The following is a 13976-nucleotide window of genomic DNA, read 5'->3' on the forward strand; positions in this document are numbered from 1 at the left end:
ACGCGAACGCTTAACCGAGCGACCGACGTACTCGTGGGCGAATGTCGGAGGAGATGGGGTACGTCGACCATCCGATGCTTGCTGATGGTGTGATCGAGGCGCGCCAGTACCAACTCCAGTTGGCGGCGGCGGCCCGACAGGGGCACACGCTGGTGTGTCTGCCGACGGGGCTGGGGAAGACGACGGTGAGCCTGCTGGTGACGGCGTATCGGTTGGCCGACGACGCGGGCGGGACGGCACTGCTGTTGGCACCGACGAAGCCGCTGGTCGAACAGCACGCCGGCTTCTACCGGGAGGCGCTGGCGGTTCCCGACGACGACGTGGTGGTGTTCACGGGGGAGACGCGACCGGACGACCGGCGTGCGGCGTGGACCGACGCCAGGGTCGTGGTCGCCACCCCGCAGGTCGTCGAGAACGACCTCGTGGGCGGCCGCATCGACATGGACGACGTGGTGCATTGCACGTTCGACGAGTGCCACCGGGCGACCGGTGATTACGCGTACACGTACGTTGCCGAGCGGTATCACGCCGATGCGGCCGCTCCGCTGGTGACCGCGATGTCCGCGTCGCCGGGCGGCACCGAGGCGGAGATCCGGACGGTGTGTGAGAACCTCGGCGTGGGGAACGTGGAGGTGATGACCGAGGACGACGCCGATGTCGGCGAGCACACCCACGACACCGACGTGCAGTGGGAGCGCGTCACGCTCCCCGAGGAGATCCTGGAGATCCGGGACGCGATCAACGATGTGATCGAGGATCGCCTGGCGAAACTCCGGGAGATCGGCGTGACGAAGGCGTCCAGTCCGGACATCAGCCAGAAAGACCTCAACGAGATCCGGGGGCGGCTCCAGCAGCTCATCGACGACGACGACAGCGACGGCTACCAGGGGATGAGCGTGCACGCCGAGGTGATGAAGCTCAAGCGCGCCGTCGAGCTCGTCGAGACCCAGAGCGTGGAGTCGGTGCGGCGGTATTTCGAGCGCCAGCGCAACGCCGCGAACACCGCCGGGGCGTCGAAGGCCAGCCAGCGGCTGGTGAGCGAGCCGGCGGTCAAGCGGGCGATGCGGACCGCCAGGGAGTTCGACGGCCTGCATCCGAAGTTCCGGCAGGCCAGGATGTTGCTGGCGGAGACGCTGGGCATCGAGGACGGGGACCGGGTCATCGTGTTCACGGAGTCGAGGGACACCGCCGAGGCGCTGACGGCGTTTCTCGGCGAGCATTTCGACACCCGGCGGTTCGTCGGGCAGGGGGATGCCGACGGCAGCGACGGGATGACCCAGACCGAGCAGCGCGAGACGCTGGCCGAGTTCCGGAGCGGTGACTTCGAGGTGTTGGTGTCGACGAGCGTCGCCGAGGAGGGGTTGGACGTGCCGGAGGTCGATCTCGTGTTGTTCTTCGAGCCGGTGCCGACGGCGATCCGCTCGGTTCAGCGGAAGGGCCGAACCGGCCGCCAGACGGCCGGCCGGGTCGTGGTGTTGCTGGCGGAGGACACCCGCGACGAGGCGTATTTCTGGATTTCGCGCCGCCGCGAGCAGGAGATGACCGAGGAACTGCAGTCGCTGAAGGGGCGTGCCGACGAGTTGGAGACCGAGCTCGGTGGGGGCGGCGCACAACAGGCCTTAGACGAGTTCGGGGACGCCGAGGCGGCCGGCGAGGAGCCGGCGGCACCGGCTCCCGAGGACGTGTCCGACGGCGAGGACACCGAGGGCGTGGCGGCGCGTGTAGACGGTGCCGGCGAGGCGGTCGAGGTGGTGGTGGATCAGCGCGAGCTGGATTCGACGATCGCGCGCGAGCTCTCGAAGCGCGACGGCGTGGAGACGCGCCTGGAGACGCTCGCGGTGGGGGATTACGTGGTGTCGGATCGCGTGGCGGTCGAGCGCAAGTCCCACAGTGATTTCATGGACACGCTGCTGGGGAGCGAGCGCTCCATCTTCGAGCAGGCCAAGGAGCTTGCGCGCCAGTACACGCGGCCCGTGCTGGTGGTCGAGGGCGACGGCGACCTCTACGCCGAGCGGAACGTGCACCCGAACGCGGTTCGGTCGGCGATGGCGTCGCTGGCGGTTGATTGGGGGCTGAGCGTCATGCACACGAACGGCGAGGATGACACCACGGAGATGATCGAGACCATCGCCGAGCGCGAGCAGACCACCAACGACCGCGCGGTGAGCGCGCACGGCGAGAAAGCTGCGAAGACGCAGGGCGAGCAACAGGAGTACGTGGTGTCGTCGATCACCGACGTGGGGCCGGTGACAGCGCGCTCGCTGCTTGACACGTTCGGGAGCGTGGAGGCGGTGATGACAGCCAGCGAGGACGAGCTCACGGCGGCCGATGGCGTCGGGGCAGTGACCGCCGAGCGGATACGCGGGGTCGTTGGGACCGAGTATCAGCCGGAGTGAGCGCGGGCAGAATATCGTTTCGTTGAGAGGTCTGTGTGGCGGCTGTGTTCGGTGAATCGCCGGTGGGGCGCGCTCAGCCGCGGTTCGGCGTGCTGGGCGATCAACCCCGGTCGTTGGATCGGCGCAGCCGTTTCTCACGACTCGTCGTGTGGGCATACTGAGCTATCATGGGAAACATATATACCACATGTATTGTATGTGTGTGCCATGGCAAATAGAGACAACCATGCGAGACCATCACGACCAAACACGGATCAGTCCACCAGCGAGGCACACTCGCGGCGGCGGGTGCTGAAAGCGCTCGGCGCGACCGGGGTTGCGGCGGGCGTCGCGGGCTGTCTGGGCGGCGGCAACGACGACTCGGCGGCGACCGCGACCAGCGAGGAGACGTCGTCGCCGGACACCGAGACGCTGCAACCCGAAAACATCCCGCGGGGAGGGACGTTCAAGGTGGCAACGACGTCGACGACGAACGGCCTGAACGCGTTCCGGATCGGTGACGGAGAGACCTCCGCTCGCGTCGAGGCAGTGATGGATGCGGGGTTCTCGCGGACCGGGGAGGCGTACGAGGACATCCTGCCGCTGTGGTTCGAGGACTTCTCGGTGTCCGAGCCCGTCGACCAGATCGAGATCACGCTCCGGGACAACCTCGAATACGGCAACGGCTACGGGGAGTTGACCGCCGACGACTACCTCTGGAACGTCAACAACCTCTGGCGGCCGGACTGGACGGCGTTCACCTACAGTCACCTGTTCAACGTCGGGGCTGACAACACCCCGATCACGTTCGAGAAAGTCGACAAGTACACGATCCGAGAGACGATCCCGGAGCCGCGACCGTTTTTCGCGTACAACGAACCCCTCGGCGGGATGTTCCCGATCCCGAAAGCGCTCGCGAAGCCGTACGTCGAGGCCGAGGACGCCGACGGCCTCGAACAGGACGAGGAGGTGATGCGGGCTGCGTTCAACGGCAACCTCGGGCCGTGGGATCTCAAGCGCTGGTCCCAGCAGTCGGTCATGGCCTTCGAGCGGGCTGAGGACTACTACCTCCGGAAGTGGGCGAAACGCGACGATCGCGTGCCCGAGGTGATGGCGAACGCGCCGTATTTCGATGAGTACCACGTGCAGTACTTCAACAAAGCGAGTACGGCTCGTGAAGCGCTGAAAGGCGGGGAGATAGACCGAGTGAGTATCCCCTCCACGGACGTCCCGGAGTTCCGCGACCAGGGCGGTATCGAGCTGTATAAGAACCCGTACCGGTCGTGGTCCGGGTATCTGGGGATCAACCACCGTGCGAACGGCTGGACGCAGCTCCGGAACAAGAAGGTCCGGCACGCGATGGCGCACATCTATCACAACGAGTTCATCGTCGAGAACATCCTCAACGGGCGGGCCGGCGTCCAGAACACGCTCCATCCGACCTGGGGGCCGTACGCGACCGAGAACCTCACGACGTTCTCGGGGTCGCTGGACGAAGCGCGCCGCCTCCTCAAGGAGGGCACCTCGAACGACTACGGGTACAGCGGCGACACCTTCGTTGGACCGGACGGCAACCAAGTCGAGTTGACTATCGTCTACAAGTCCGGGCAGACCGACGACCTGCGGGCGGCCTACCTGAAAAAGCGCCTCGGGAAGGTCGGCATCAAGCTGAACCAGGAAACGACGTCGTGGCCGAACCTGATGAGTAACTACTTCAAAACGACGGAGACGGCACCAGGCTTCTCGGGGGAGCCCGGATACGGCGACGAGAACAGGCAGCCGTCCGACTACAACCGCGGCCCACAGGACGAAGCGGTGTCGGCCCAGCCGTGGGACTTCATGCTCACACTCGGCTTCGACTATGGACCGAACACGCCCGCCCAGACGATCACGAACCTCTTCGGCACCGAACAGTCGTTCAACTCCTACGGCTATGCGCCGGACAGAGACCTCGCCGGAATGCGTGATGCGGCCCAGACGGCTGCGAGTCGCGACGCCGCGAAGGCGAAGATCACGGAGATGCTGGAGTACCTCTCCGAGGAGCGGCCGGTGATCTTCGAGTACAACCCGTACAACTTCTACGCGTACAACGACAGCGTCGGGAACATTCCGGACAGCCCCGCAAACGACTACTACGTCGAAGAGCGGTATTCGGAGATGTACTTCTCCGACGGAGCCAGCGGCCGCTAAGCCACCAGTTCAGAGGGATCACAACTATGAAATGGTACATCGTGAAACGCGTGCTCTGGACGTTCGTGGTGATGTGGATCGCGTTGACCCTGACGTTCGGGCTGCTCGTCGCGTCGCCGGACACCGGACAGACGAAGTCGGTGATGAGTTGTTCGGCGTCGGGCGGCGACGCACAGCAGTGCAGAGAACAGTACCGTGAACGGCAGAACCTGGACAAACCCATCACCGAGCGGTACGTCAACTACGTGACGAACATGGCGACGCTGAACTGGGGGTGGTCCGAATCCCGGTCGCAGTCGGTGATGGCGGCGATCTCGGAGGCGTGGCCGTACACCGCCCAGTACGCCATTCCCGTGCTCGTGGTGTCGACGATACTCGGGTACGGACTGGGCCTGTATTCGGCGTACAAGCCGTACACGAAGGCGGACTACCTGGGATCGTTCGTCGGGTTTTTCGGCATCAGTATTCCGAACTTCTGGTTCGCGCTCGTGCTCATCATCCTGTTAGGAACGCACTTCGAGTTCATCTCGACGTACTACCAGAGCGGCATCCCGATAAACCAGGGGTGGGCCTCGATGGCGAACATCACGCAGCTCCTGATACCGAGTTTCGTCCTGCTCACGGCCTCGCTGGCGTGGCAGATGCGGTACTCTCGGGCGCAGGCCATCGAGCAGATGAACCAGGAGTTCGTGAAAGTCGCGAAGGCGAAGGGGGCCAGCCAGTGGCGGCTCATGATACACCACGTCTTCCGGATGGCCGCGGTGCCGCTGACGACGAGTTTCGTCAGCAGCCTGCTGGCCATCTTCTGGTCGGGGTCGGTCATCATCGAGCAGATCTTCTCCATTCCCGGGCTGGGGTTGATGACGTTCACCGCGATCACCGAGCAGGACACGACGCTCGTGCTCGCAACCACGATGATCACCGTCTTCCTGGCGATCATCGGGAACCTCATCGAGGACGTGTCGTACACCATCCTCGACCCACGGATCGACTACGGTGATCGGTAGTATGGCCGCCGAAGACGCCGACACCGCTACCTTCGAGGACATCGACTGGGACGCCCAGGGGATCTCGACGCTAGGTGTCTCACGGGCCGGGCTGGCGGAGCTGCTGTCGTATCTGGGCCTGATCGTGGCGTTCGTCTACGACTACACGTGGAACACTGGGCCGCTGGTGTTTCGCTGGGACGTGTTGAGCGTGGAGTGGCTGTTCATCGGGACGCTCATCGCCATCGTCTTCCACGCGGTGATTCCGCTCTCCCAGAAGCCGCGGCTGCGGGCGTTCTACTGGCAGCGGTTCAAGAAGAATCAGGTCGCCGTGGTGGCGCTGGGCTGGCTGGCGGTCATGTTCGTCGTGGGGGTCCTCGGGCCGCTGCTCATCGACCCGCCGACGACCCAGTTCACCAACCAGAGCGTGCCGCCGGTTGGCATGAGCACGACCGTCGGTGGCGTCGTGAAAACCGGCACCTGGCAGTACCCACTGGGAACGTCCGCGAAAGGCCAGGGCATCCTCACGCTCGTGGTGTACGGGATGCGCGTGAGCATGGAGGTCGGGCTCATCGCGACCATCTTCTCGGTCATCATCGGGTCGGCGGTCGGTGCCGTCGCGGCGTTCGCGACGTCGGTCGGCCGCGGCCGGGTCGACGAGCTGCTGATGCGGTACGTCGACGTGCAGTCGGTGTTCCCGGATTTCATGCTGTTGTTGTTGTTGACGTACTTGTTCGGGAGCGAGCTGTGGATGATCATCCTCCTGTTCGGGTTCTTCAGTTGGGAGGGGATCGCTCGAACCGTGCGCGGGGAGGCGTTGCAGCGCGCCTCCGAGGAGTACATCACGGCCGCCGAAGCCTCGGGTGCGAACATGCTCTACATCGTGCGCCAACATCTCATTCCGAACTCGGCGAACAGCATCATCATCAGCGCGACGGTCGGGATTCCGGGGTTCATTCTCGGCGAGGCGTCACTGGCGTTTCTCGGGTTCAGCGATCCGACCACGTACTCGTGGGGGCGGACCATCGCCACCGGGCAGGTGAACCTCGCCAGCGCGTGGTGGATCGCGACGATCCCCGGCGTGTTCCTGTTCCTGACGGTGCTGTCGTTCTACTACGTCGGGGAGTCGTTGCGTGACGCCATGGACCCCCGCCAGGAGGTCGACGGAGGTGGGGGGCTGTGAGCGAGCCGTTGCTCTCGGTGTCGGACCTGGAGACGCAGTTCCACACCGACGCCGGCACGGTGTTTGCGGTGGACGGGGTGAGCTTCGACGTCGACCACGGGGAGACCGTGGCGATCGTCGGGGAGAGCGGCAGCGGGAAGACGGTCACGAGTGAGTCCATCACGTCGATTCTCGACACGCCGCCGGGGGAGATCGTCGGCGGGACGATCACCTTCGATGGGATGGACCTCACGACGCTCTCGGAGACGGCACTCCAGGACGTGCGCGGGAAGCGCATCAGCCACATCTTCCAGAACCCACAGAACGGCCTGAACCCGGTGTATACGGTTGGCCGCCAGATCGGGGAGGCGATCCGGATCCACGACCACGGCGACCCCGAGGTGCCGGTTCAACGGCAGGTCGTCGACCTGCTGGATAAGACCGGGATTCCGGAGGCGAGCGCGCGCGTCGACGACTATCCACACGAGTTCTCCGGCGGGATGAAACAGCGCGTGCTCATCGCGATGGCGCTGGCCTGTGATCCCGACCTGCTCATCGCCGACGAGCCCACGACGGCCCTCGACGTCACCATCCAGGGCCAGATCCTGCGGTTGCTCGAAGACCTCCAGGCCGAACACGACATGGGGATCATCTTCGTCACCCACGACCTGGGGGTGGTCTCGGAGATCGCGGATCGCGTCGTCGTGATGTACGCCGGGAAGGTCATGGAGACCGGGACCGTCGAGGACATCTTCCGGAACCCATCGCATCCGTACACGCGGGCGTTGATGGACTGTCTGCCGGGGCGTGGCGGGTCGATGGATCGGATCGAGGGGTCGCTGCCCGACGTCACGGACCCGCCGGCAGGGTGTCGGTTCTCGCCGCGCTGTGAGCACGCCACCGAGGCGTGTCGGAGCGGCGACCAGCCGCCGTTGTGGGGCGTCGACGACGGCGACACCCACGAGGCGTCGTGTGTCTACTACGACGCCGAGCACGACGAGGGGGAACTGGCCGACGGCGAGGACGCGACTGGAGGACACCAATGAGCAAGCAGATCGTGAACACGGATTCGAACGCCACGGAATCGTTGATGCGAGTGGACGGCCTCAAGAAGCATTACCCGATCACGGAGGGCGTACTGCGGACGGAGGTCGGACGGGTTCGCGCGGTGGACGGGGTGTCGTTCGAGGTGCGGGCGGGCGAAACCCTGGGGATCGTGGGGGAGTCGGGGTGTGGGAAGTCGACGGTGGCGGAGTCCGTGCTCCGGCTCACGGACCCGACCGCCGGCAGCGTCTACTTCGACGGGGAAGACGTCACCGCGTACGACGACACGGCGTTGAAGCGGTTCCGGCGGGAGGCCCAGATGATCTTCCAGAACCCGGATTCGAGCTTCGACCCGCGGATGACCACCGGCGAGTCGGTCGCCGAGCCGCTCAAGATCCACGGCGTGGGGCCACGCAGCCGGCGCTTGGAGATCGCGCGGGATCTCCTCGAACGCGTTGGAATGAGCGGTGAGGACGCCGCCCGGTATCCTCACGAGCTGTCCGGCGGCCAGAAGCAGCGGGTTGCGCTCGCCCGGGCGCTGGTGGTCAACCCGCGACTCATCGTCGCCGACGAGCCGGTGTCGGCGCTCGACGTGAGCGTGCAGGCGGAGGTGTTGACGCTGCTGAACGACATCCAGGCGGAGTTCAACCTGGGGGTGCTGTTCATCAGCCACGACATGGGGGTGGTGCGCGAGGTGTGCGATCGGGTTGCGGTGATGTACCTGGGTGAGATCGTGGAAATGGGGCGGACCGAGGACGTGTTCAACGACCCCGAACACCCCTACACGCGGGCGCTGCTTCGGTCGATTCCGACGGTCGGGGTGGAGTCCCGGGGGACCGATGCGGGGCTTCGTGGGGAGGTCCCGCCGCCGTCCGATCCGCCGACGGGCTGTAACTTCCACACGCGGTGTCCGGAGGTGATCCAGCCCGACGGCTACGACTTCGAGCAGGCACATTGGCGCGGCGTGATGAACCTCCGGGTTGCGGTGGAGCGCCACGGCGTCGACGTTGCGGGGCTTCGGGCGTTCGTCGGCGTGGAGGACGGCGCGTCGGTGTCGCCGGCGGACGCTGACGCGATGAAGGCGGAGCTGCGCCGCGAGCACGACATCCCCGAGACGCTCACCGATCCGTCGGCGGAGGCCACCCTGGAGGCGGCGCTGGACGACATCGTGCGCGGCGACGTCGAGGACGGGCGGGCGGTGCTCGCCGAGGAGTTCGAGACCGTCTGCGAAGGGGAGTCGCCGCCGTTGGACGAGGATGGGACGGGACGGCCAACCGCATGCCACCGCGACGGCGCGGCGGCACCAGGAGGGGACGACTAGGGCCGGAGGGTGTCGAGGGCGGCGGCGGCTTCGTGAGCCGCTTCGAGGTATTCGCGGGCGGTTCGGGGGTCGTCGGCGTCGCTCGCGCGGCGCGCGAGCGCGGCGATGGTGGATTCGAGTTCCTCAGTGGCTGGGGTTGTGGGTTCGGCGGTGGGTGCGTGTTCGGGGCGGTCGCGGGCGGCAGCCGTCGGGACGTCGTCGGTTGCAGCGGCCGTGCTGGAGGAGGTGTCGGGCGTCGTGGGTGGCGAGGACGGTGGCGTTGCCTGTGGGTCCGCGGGGGGTGAGCGGTCGGGCGCGGACTGCGTCGTGGCAGTGGGTTCGTCGTCGTTGTCGTCGTGTTGGCACGTCGGGCAGAACGTCTCGCCGTCGTGCCGGAACAGGGGGGTGCCACAGCGGTCGCAGTGGTCGTTGGTCATGGTTGCGCCCTGCAGGAGGAGGTCGCTCATGCGTGCGGTTTCCTCGCGGTCCTGTTGGTCTGCGTTGTATTTCTCGCGGAGTTCCTCGCGGGCGGCTTCCTTGTCGAAGCCGTCGTCGGTGTTGCTCATGGGTGGCGTATCGGTCGGGAGCGTCGAAAAGGCTGCGGGCGATGACCGACACCACCTGTATTCGATGCGTGTCGAACCATGATTCGGTGGTTGTCGGGCTTTCGGGCGGTGTTCGTGGCATCACGCCGGGGGTATCGAAGCGCTTAACGGATTCGCCGGTGGTGAATTACGTGATATGACGAAAGTCAGCATTGTGGGTGCGGCCGGAACGGTTGGTGCTGCCGCAGGCTACAACCTCGCGCTCCGCGACGTGGTCGACGAACTCGTGTTCGTGGACATCCCCGACAAGGAAGAGGAGACCATCGGCCAGGCGGCCGACGCCAATCACGGCGTCGCCTACGACGCCAACACCGACGTCGTGCAGGGCGATTACGCGGACACCGCCGGCTCCGACGTGGTCGTCATCACGGCCGGCATCCCCCGCCAGCCCGGCCAGAGCCGCACGGACCTCGCGGGCGACAACGCGCCCATCATGGAGGACATCGGCTCGTCGCTGGCCGAACACAACGACGACTTCGTGACCGTCACCACGTCGAACCCCGTTGACCTCCTGAACCGCCACCTCTACGAGAGCGGCGACCGCGACCGCCACTCGGTCGTCGGGTTCGGCGGCCGCCTGGACAGCGCGCGCTTCCGGTACGTCCTGGGGCAGCGCTTCGATGTCCCCGTCCAGAACGTCGACGCGACCATCCTCGGCGAGCACGGCGACGCCCAGGTGCCCGTGTTCTCGAAGGTACGCGTCAACGGCACCGATCCCGCGTTCAGCGCCGACGAGCGCGAGGAGATCCTCGCGGACCTCCAGGAGTCGGCGATGAACGTCATCGAGAAGAAGGGCGCGACACAGTGGGGGCCGGCGACCGGCGTCGCCCACATGGTCGAAGCCATCCTCAACGACACCGGCGAAGTGCTGCCCGGGTCGATGGTGCTCGACGGCGAGTACGGCCTCGACGACGTGGGCCTGGGCGTCCCGGTGAAGCTCGGCTCCGACGGCGTCGAAGAGGTCGTCGAGTGGGAGCTCACGGCCGACGAGCGCGACCTCCTGGACGAGGCCGCCGGGAAGCTCTCCGCGCAGTACGACGAGATCGCGTAACGCCCGACTCCGGCTGATTCTGTGGTCAGGGGACGACTTGCTCGCCGTCGTCGTCGTAGACGGTGATGGCGTCGACCGGACAGGTGCGGGCCGCGAACTTCGCGTCCAGTTCGTCGCCGTCGGGTACGTCGACGGCGAACACGTCGTCCCCGATCGCGTCGCCGTCGACGAGCACCGCCTTCCCGGCGTCCGTGTCTTCGTCGAAGCCGTCGCTCCATTCCGCGACACACTGGAACATCCCGATGCAGGTGTCCCGGTCGAATTCGACTCGCATACCCGGACGTGGACGCGGCGGGTGTATATTCCTGCCGGGGCCGGCCCGACAGTTTAAACCACGGGACGAGCCTACTGCGGGCCAATGAGAGTTGCGGACGTGCCCGGGCTGCCCGGCGGTGTCGCCGACCACTTCGAGGGCGAGGGCGTCGAAGAGCTGTACCCGCCACAGGCCGAGGCCGTCGAGAGAGGCGTCACCGAGGGCGCGAACCTGGTGGCCAGCGTGCCGACGGCGAGCGGGAAGACGCTGATCGCGCAGTTGGCGATGCTGTCGGCGATCGCCGAGGGCGGTGACAGCCCCACGTTCTCGGGGGACGGCACCGCGCTCTACATCGTGCCGCTGCGGGCGTTGGCGGGGGAGAAAGCCCAGGAGTTCGAGGCTTTCGAGCGGTTCGGGCTCTCGGTGGGCGTGTCGACGGGGAACTACGAGCGCGACGGCGCGCGGCTGGCCGACAACGACATCGTGGTGGCGACCTCCGAGAAGGTGGATTCGCTGGTGCGGAACGGGGCCGGGTGGATCGACGATCTGTCCTGCGTGGTCGCCGACGAGGTCCATCTCGTGGACGACGACCACCGCGGGCCGACGTTGGAGGTGACGCTGGCGAAGCTCCGCCAGCAGGTGGCCGATCTGCAGGTGGTTGCGCTGTCGGCGACGATCGGGAACGCCGGCGAGCTTGCGGCGTGGCTGGACGCCGAGCTGGTGGATTCGGACTGGCGGCCCATCGAGTTGCGGACGGGCGTGCATTACGGGCAGTCGCTGCATTACGACGACGGCACCCAGGCCGAACTCTCCGTGGGGTCGGGCAGCCAGACGGCGGCCGTGGTGGCGGACACGCTGGCCGACGACGGGTCGACGCTGGTGTTCGTGAACTCGCGGCGGAACGCCGAGGCGTCGGCGCGCCGGCTGGCCGATGTCACCGGGAACGCGCTGTCGTCGGCCGAGCGCGAGCGGCTGGCGGACATCGCCGCGGAGATCCGCGGGGTCAGCGACACCGAGACCAGCGACGAGCTTGCCGACGCCGTCGCGTCGGGAGCGGCGTTCCATCACGCCGGCCTCGCGCGCGAGCACCGCGAACTCGTTGAGGAGGCGTTCCGGGATCGGCTGGTGAAAGCCGTGTCGGCGACGCCGACGCTGGCGGCGGGCGTGAACACGCCCGCCCGGCGGGTCGTGGTGCGGGACTGGCAGCGCTACGACGGCACGGCCGGTGGGATGCAGCCCCTGGACGTGCTTGAGGTCCACCAGATGTTCGGGCGTGCCGGCCGGCCGGGGTTGGACCCGTACGGGGAGGCCGTGCTGTTGGCGAACAGCCACGACGAGTTGGAGGAGCTGTTCGACCGGTACGTGTACGCCGACCCGGAGCCGGTGCGGTCGAAGCTGGCGGCCGAGCCGGCGCTCCGGACGCACGTGCTGGCCGCCATCGCGACCGGGTTCACGACGACCGAGGACGGCCTCCACGAGTTCCTCGGGGGGACGCTGTACGCCACGCAGACCGACGACACGGGGCGGTTGCGGTCGGTCACGGGGGACGTGTTGCGCTACCTCGACCGGAACGGGTTCGTGGAGCGCGACGGCGCGGCGTTGCGTGCGACCGCCACCGGGCAGTTGGTGAGTCGGTTGTACGTCGATCCGATGAGCGCGGCGACGATCATCGACGGGCTGCGCGATGCGGCGCGGGACGCCACCGAGACCGACGACGGGGGGGCGTTTCGGCCGGCCAGCGAGCTGGGCGACGACGCGGCGCTGCCGGCGGACGCGAGCGTGGAGCCGACGCCGCTGGGGCTGTACCACCTCGTGAGCCGGACGCCGGACATGTACGAGCTGTATCTCCGGTCGGGGGACCGCGAGCAGTACACGGAGGTCGCCTACGAGCACGAGGACGAGCTGCTGGGGGCGACGCCCCGCGAGGAGCAGGCGGAGTTCGAGGACTGGCTGTCGGCGTTGAAGACGGCGCGGCTCATGGCGGATTGGGCGTCGGAGCTCGACGAGGAGCGCATCGCCGAGCGCTACGACGTGGGACCGGGGGATATTCGGGGGAAGGTGGAGACCGCGGAGTGGCTGTTGAACGCCGCCGAGCGGTTGGCGGGGGAGTTGGACGTGGAGTGTGGGCCGGCGGTCCGTGAGGCCCGCAAGCGCGTCCAGTACGGGGTCCGCGAAGAGTTGTTGGGGCTTGCGGGAGTGCGGGACGTCGGGCGGAAGCGCGCGCGGCGGCTGTACAACGCGGGCGTGGAGTCGCGGGCGGACCTCCGGAACGCCGACAAAGGCGTGGTCCTGGGGGCGGTGCGTGGGCGGGCGGCCACCGCCGAGCGGATCCTGGAGACCGTCGGCCATCCCGACCCCGGGATGGATGGCGTGGCCGCCGATACGGATGCGGCCCCGGAGTCCGGCGGTGAGGCGGGCGGCGACGAGGGCCAGGCGAGCCTGGGTGATTTCTCGTGAGGATCGTCGAGGGCGTCGCGGTGGTCGAGGACGTGGACGCGTTCGTGGCGTCGCTGGGGGCGGTGGGCGACGAGCACGGGGTGGCGGTGCAGGCGTTCGACGCGGCGTACGTCGCCGGCCGGGAGCACGTGGAGAGCGCGGTAACACACGCTGCGCGGGCGTTCGATCGTGGGGCGAACGTCGCCGACGAGCGCGCCGTGGAGATCCTGTTGTACGCGGCCGGCCGCCGGCAGATCCGGCGCGCACTCGACATGGGTGTGGACGAGGGGCGACAGCCGGTGTGTGTGGTGGTGGCTGGTGGGGGCGACGAGGCGGCGGCGGCTGACGCGGTGGCGGCGATGTTGGCGTCCGTGGAGCCGGTGGTTGGGGCGGCGAGTGAGCCGGCGGTGTTGCGGGCGTTTTTCGACGTGAGTGAGGCGGAGATGGCGGCGGTCGACGGATCACTGGCCGGCGTGGTGCGTGAGCGGGTGGCGTTGCTGGACGTGGAAAAGTAAGAGGTTCCAGTTGAAACAAAGGGGTTGTGACTGGCCGCCGTCCGGCGGTTTTCGCGTTC

The 13976-nt window shown here is 67.3% G+C and carries 11 protein-coding genes; 9 read left to right on the top strand and 2 right to left on the bottom strand.

The features are described from left to right. Window positions 1-41: 41 nt before the first annotated feature. The 6 genes from JT689_RS10970 (at window position 42) to JT689_RS10995 (ending at window position 9078) form a co-directional block, all read left to right on the top strand. Window positions 42-2396, top strand: a complete 2355-nt coding sequence (locus JT689_RS10970; RefSeq protein ID WP_205251218.1) for a DEAD/DEAH box helicase — start codon at window positions 42-44, stop codon at window positions 2394-2396. A 207-nt stretch (window positions 2397-2603) separates the two neighbouring features. Then, entirely contained in the window at window positions 2604-4565 is a 1962-nt protein-coding gene (locus tag JT689_RS10975) for an ABC transporter substrate-binding protein (protein ID WP_205251219.1), read from the top strand. A gap of 26 nt (window positions 4566-4591) precedes the next feature. Then, complete coding sequence (locus tag JT689_RS10980) at window positions 4592-5572, top strand: ABC transporter permease (protein WP_010903760.1); 981 nt, start codon at window positions 4592-4594, stop codon at window positions 5570-5572. 1 nt (window position 5573) lies between these two features. Next, the gene (locus JT689_RS10985) at window positions 5574-6734 is read left to right on the top strand and encodes an ABC transporter permease (RefSeq protein WP_205251220.1); all 1161 of its coding nucleotides are present in this window, start codon (window positions 5574-5576) and stop codon (window positions 6732-6734) included. Next, window positions 6731-7759: an ABC transporter ATP-binding protein gene (locus tag JT689_RS10990; RefSeq protein WP_012289492.1), complete on the top strand. Its 1029-nt coding sequence runs from the start codon at window positions 6731-6733 to the stop codon at window positions 7757-7759. The genes JT689_RS10985 and JT689_RS10990 overlap by 4 nt, the downstream gene beginning before the upstream one ends. Beyond that, a complete protein-coding gene (locus JT689_RS10995) occupies window positions 7756-9078 on the top strand; it encodes an oligopeptide/dipeptide ABC transporter ATP-binding protein (RefSeq protein WP_205251221.1) in 1323 nt (440 codons plus the stop codon). Before JT689_RS10990 ends, JT689_RS10995 begins: the two co-directional genes overlap by 4 nt. Here JT689_RS10995 and JT689_RS11000 read toward each other — a convergent pair. After that, a complete protein-coding gene (locus tag JT689_RS11000; protein WP_136361643.1) occupies window positions 9075-9623 on the bottom strand; it encodes an Sjogren's syndrome/scleroderma autoantigen 1 family protein in 549 nt (182 codons plus the stop codon). The genes JT689_RS10995 and JT689_RS11000 overlap by 4 nt on opposite strands. Before the next feature lie 175 nt (window positions 9624-9798). Here JT689_RS11000 and mdh point away from each other — a divergent pair, with 175 nt between their 5' ends. After that, the gene (gene mdh, locus JT689_RS11005) at window positions 9799-10713 is read left to right on the top strand and encodes a malate dehydrogenase (protein ID WP_136361644.1); all 915 of its coding nucleotides are present in this window, start codon (window positions 9799-9801) and stop codon (window positions 10711-10713) included. A gap of 25 nt (window positions 10714-10738) precedes the next feature. Here mdh and JT689_RS11010 read toward each other — a convergent pair whose 3' ends face one another. Continuing rightward, on the bottom strand, window positions 10739-10987 hold the full coding sequence (locus JT689_RS11010) for a ferredoxin (RefSeq protein WP_205251222.1): 249 nt from the start codon (window positions 10985-10987) through the stop codon (window positions 10739-10741). Window positions 10988-11071: 84 nt separating this feature from the next. On the opposite strand from JT689_RS11010, the gene JT689_RS11015 reads away from it, so the two are divergent. Continuing rightward, window positions 11072-13423 (top strand): ATP-dependent DNA helicase, encoded by a 2352-nt coding sequence (locus tag JT689_RS11015; RefSeq protein ID WP_205251223.1) that lies wholly within the window; start codon window positions 11072-11074, stop codon window positions 13421-13423. Then, complete coding sequence (cgi121, locus tag JT689_RS11020) at window positions 13420-13917, top strand: KEOPS complex subunit Cgi121 (protein ID WP_010903768.1); 498 nt, start codon at window positions 13420-13422, stop codon at window positions 13915-13917. Before JT689_RS11015 ends, cgi121 begins: the two co-directional genes overlap by 4 nt. Window positions 13918-13976: the final 59 nt, after the last annotated feature.

Origin of the sequence: Halobacterium sp. GSL-19 (assembly GCF_016917855.1) — an archaeon.
In the GTDB taxonomy this organism is placed as follows: domain Archaea; phylum Halobacteriota; class Halobacteria; order Halobacteriales; family Halobacteriaceae; genus Halobacterium; species Halobacterium salinarum.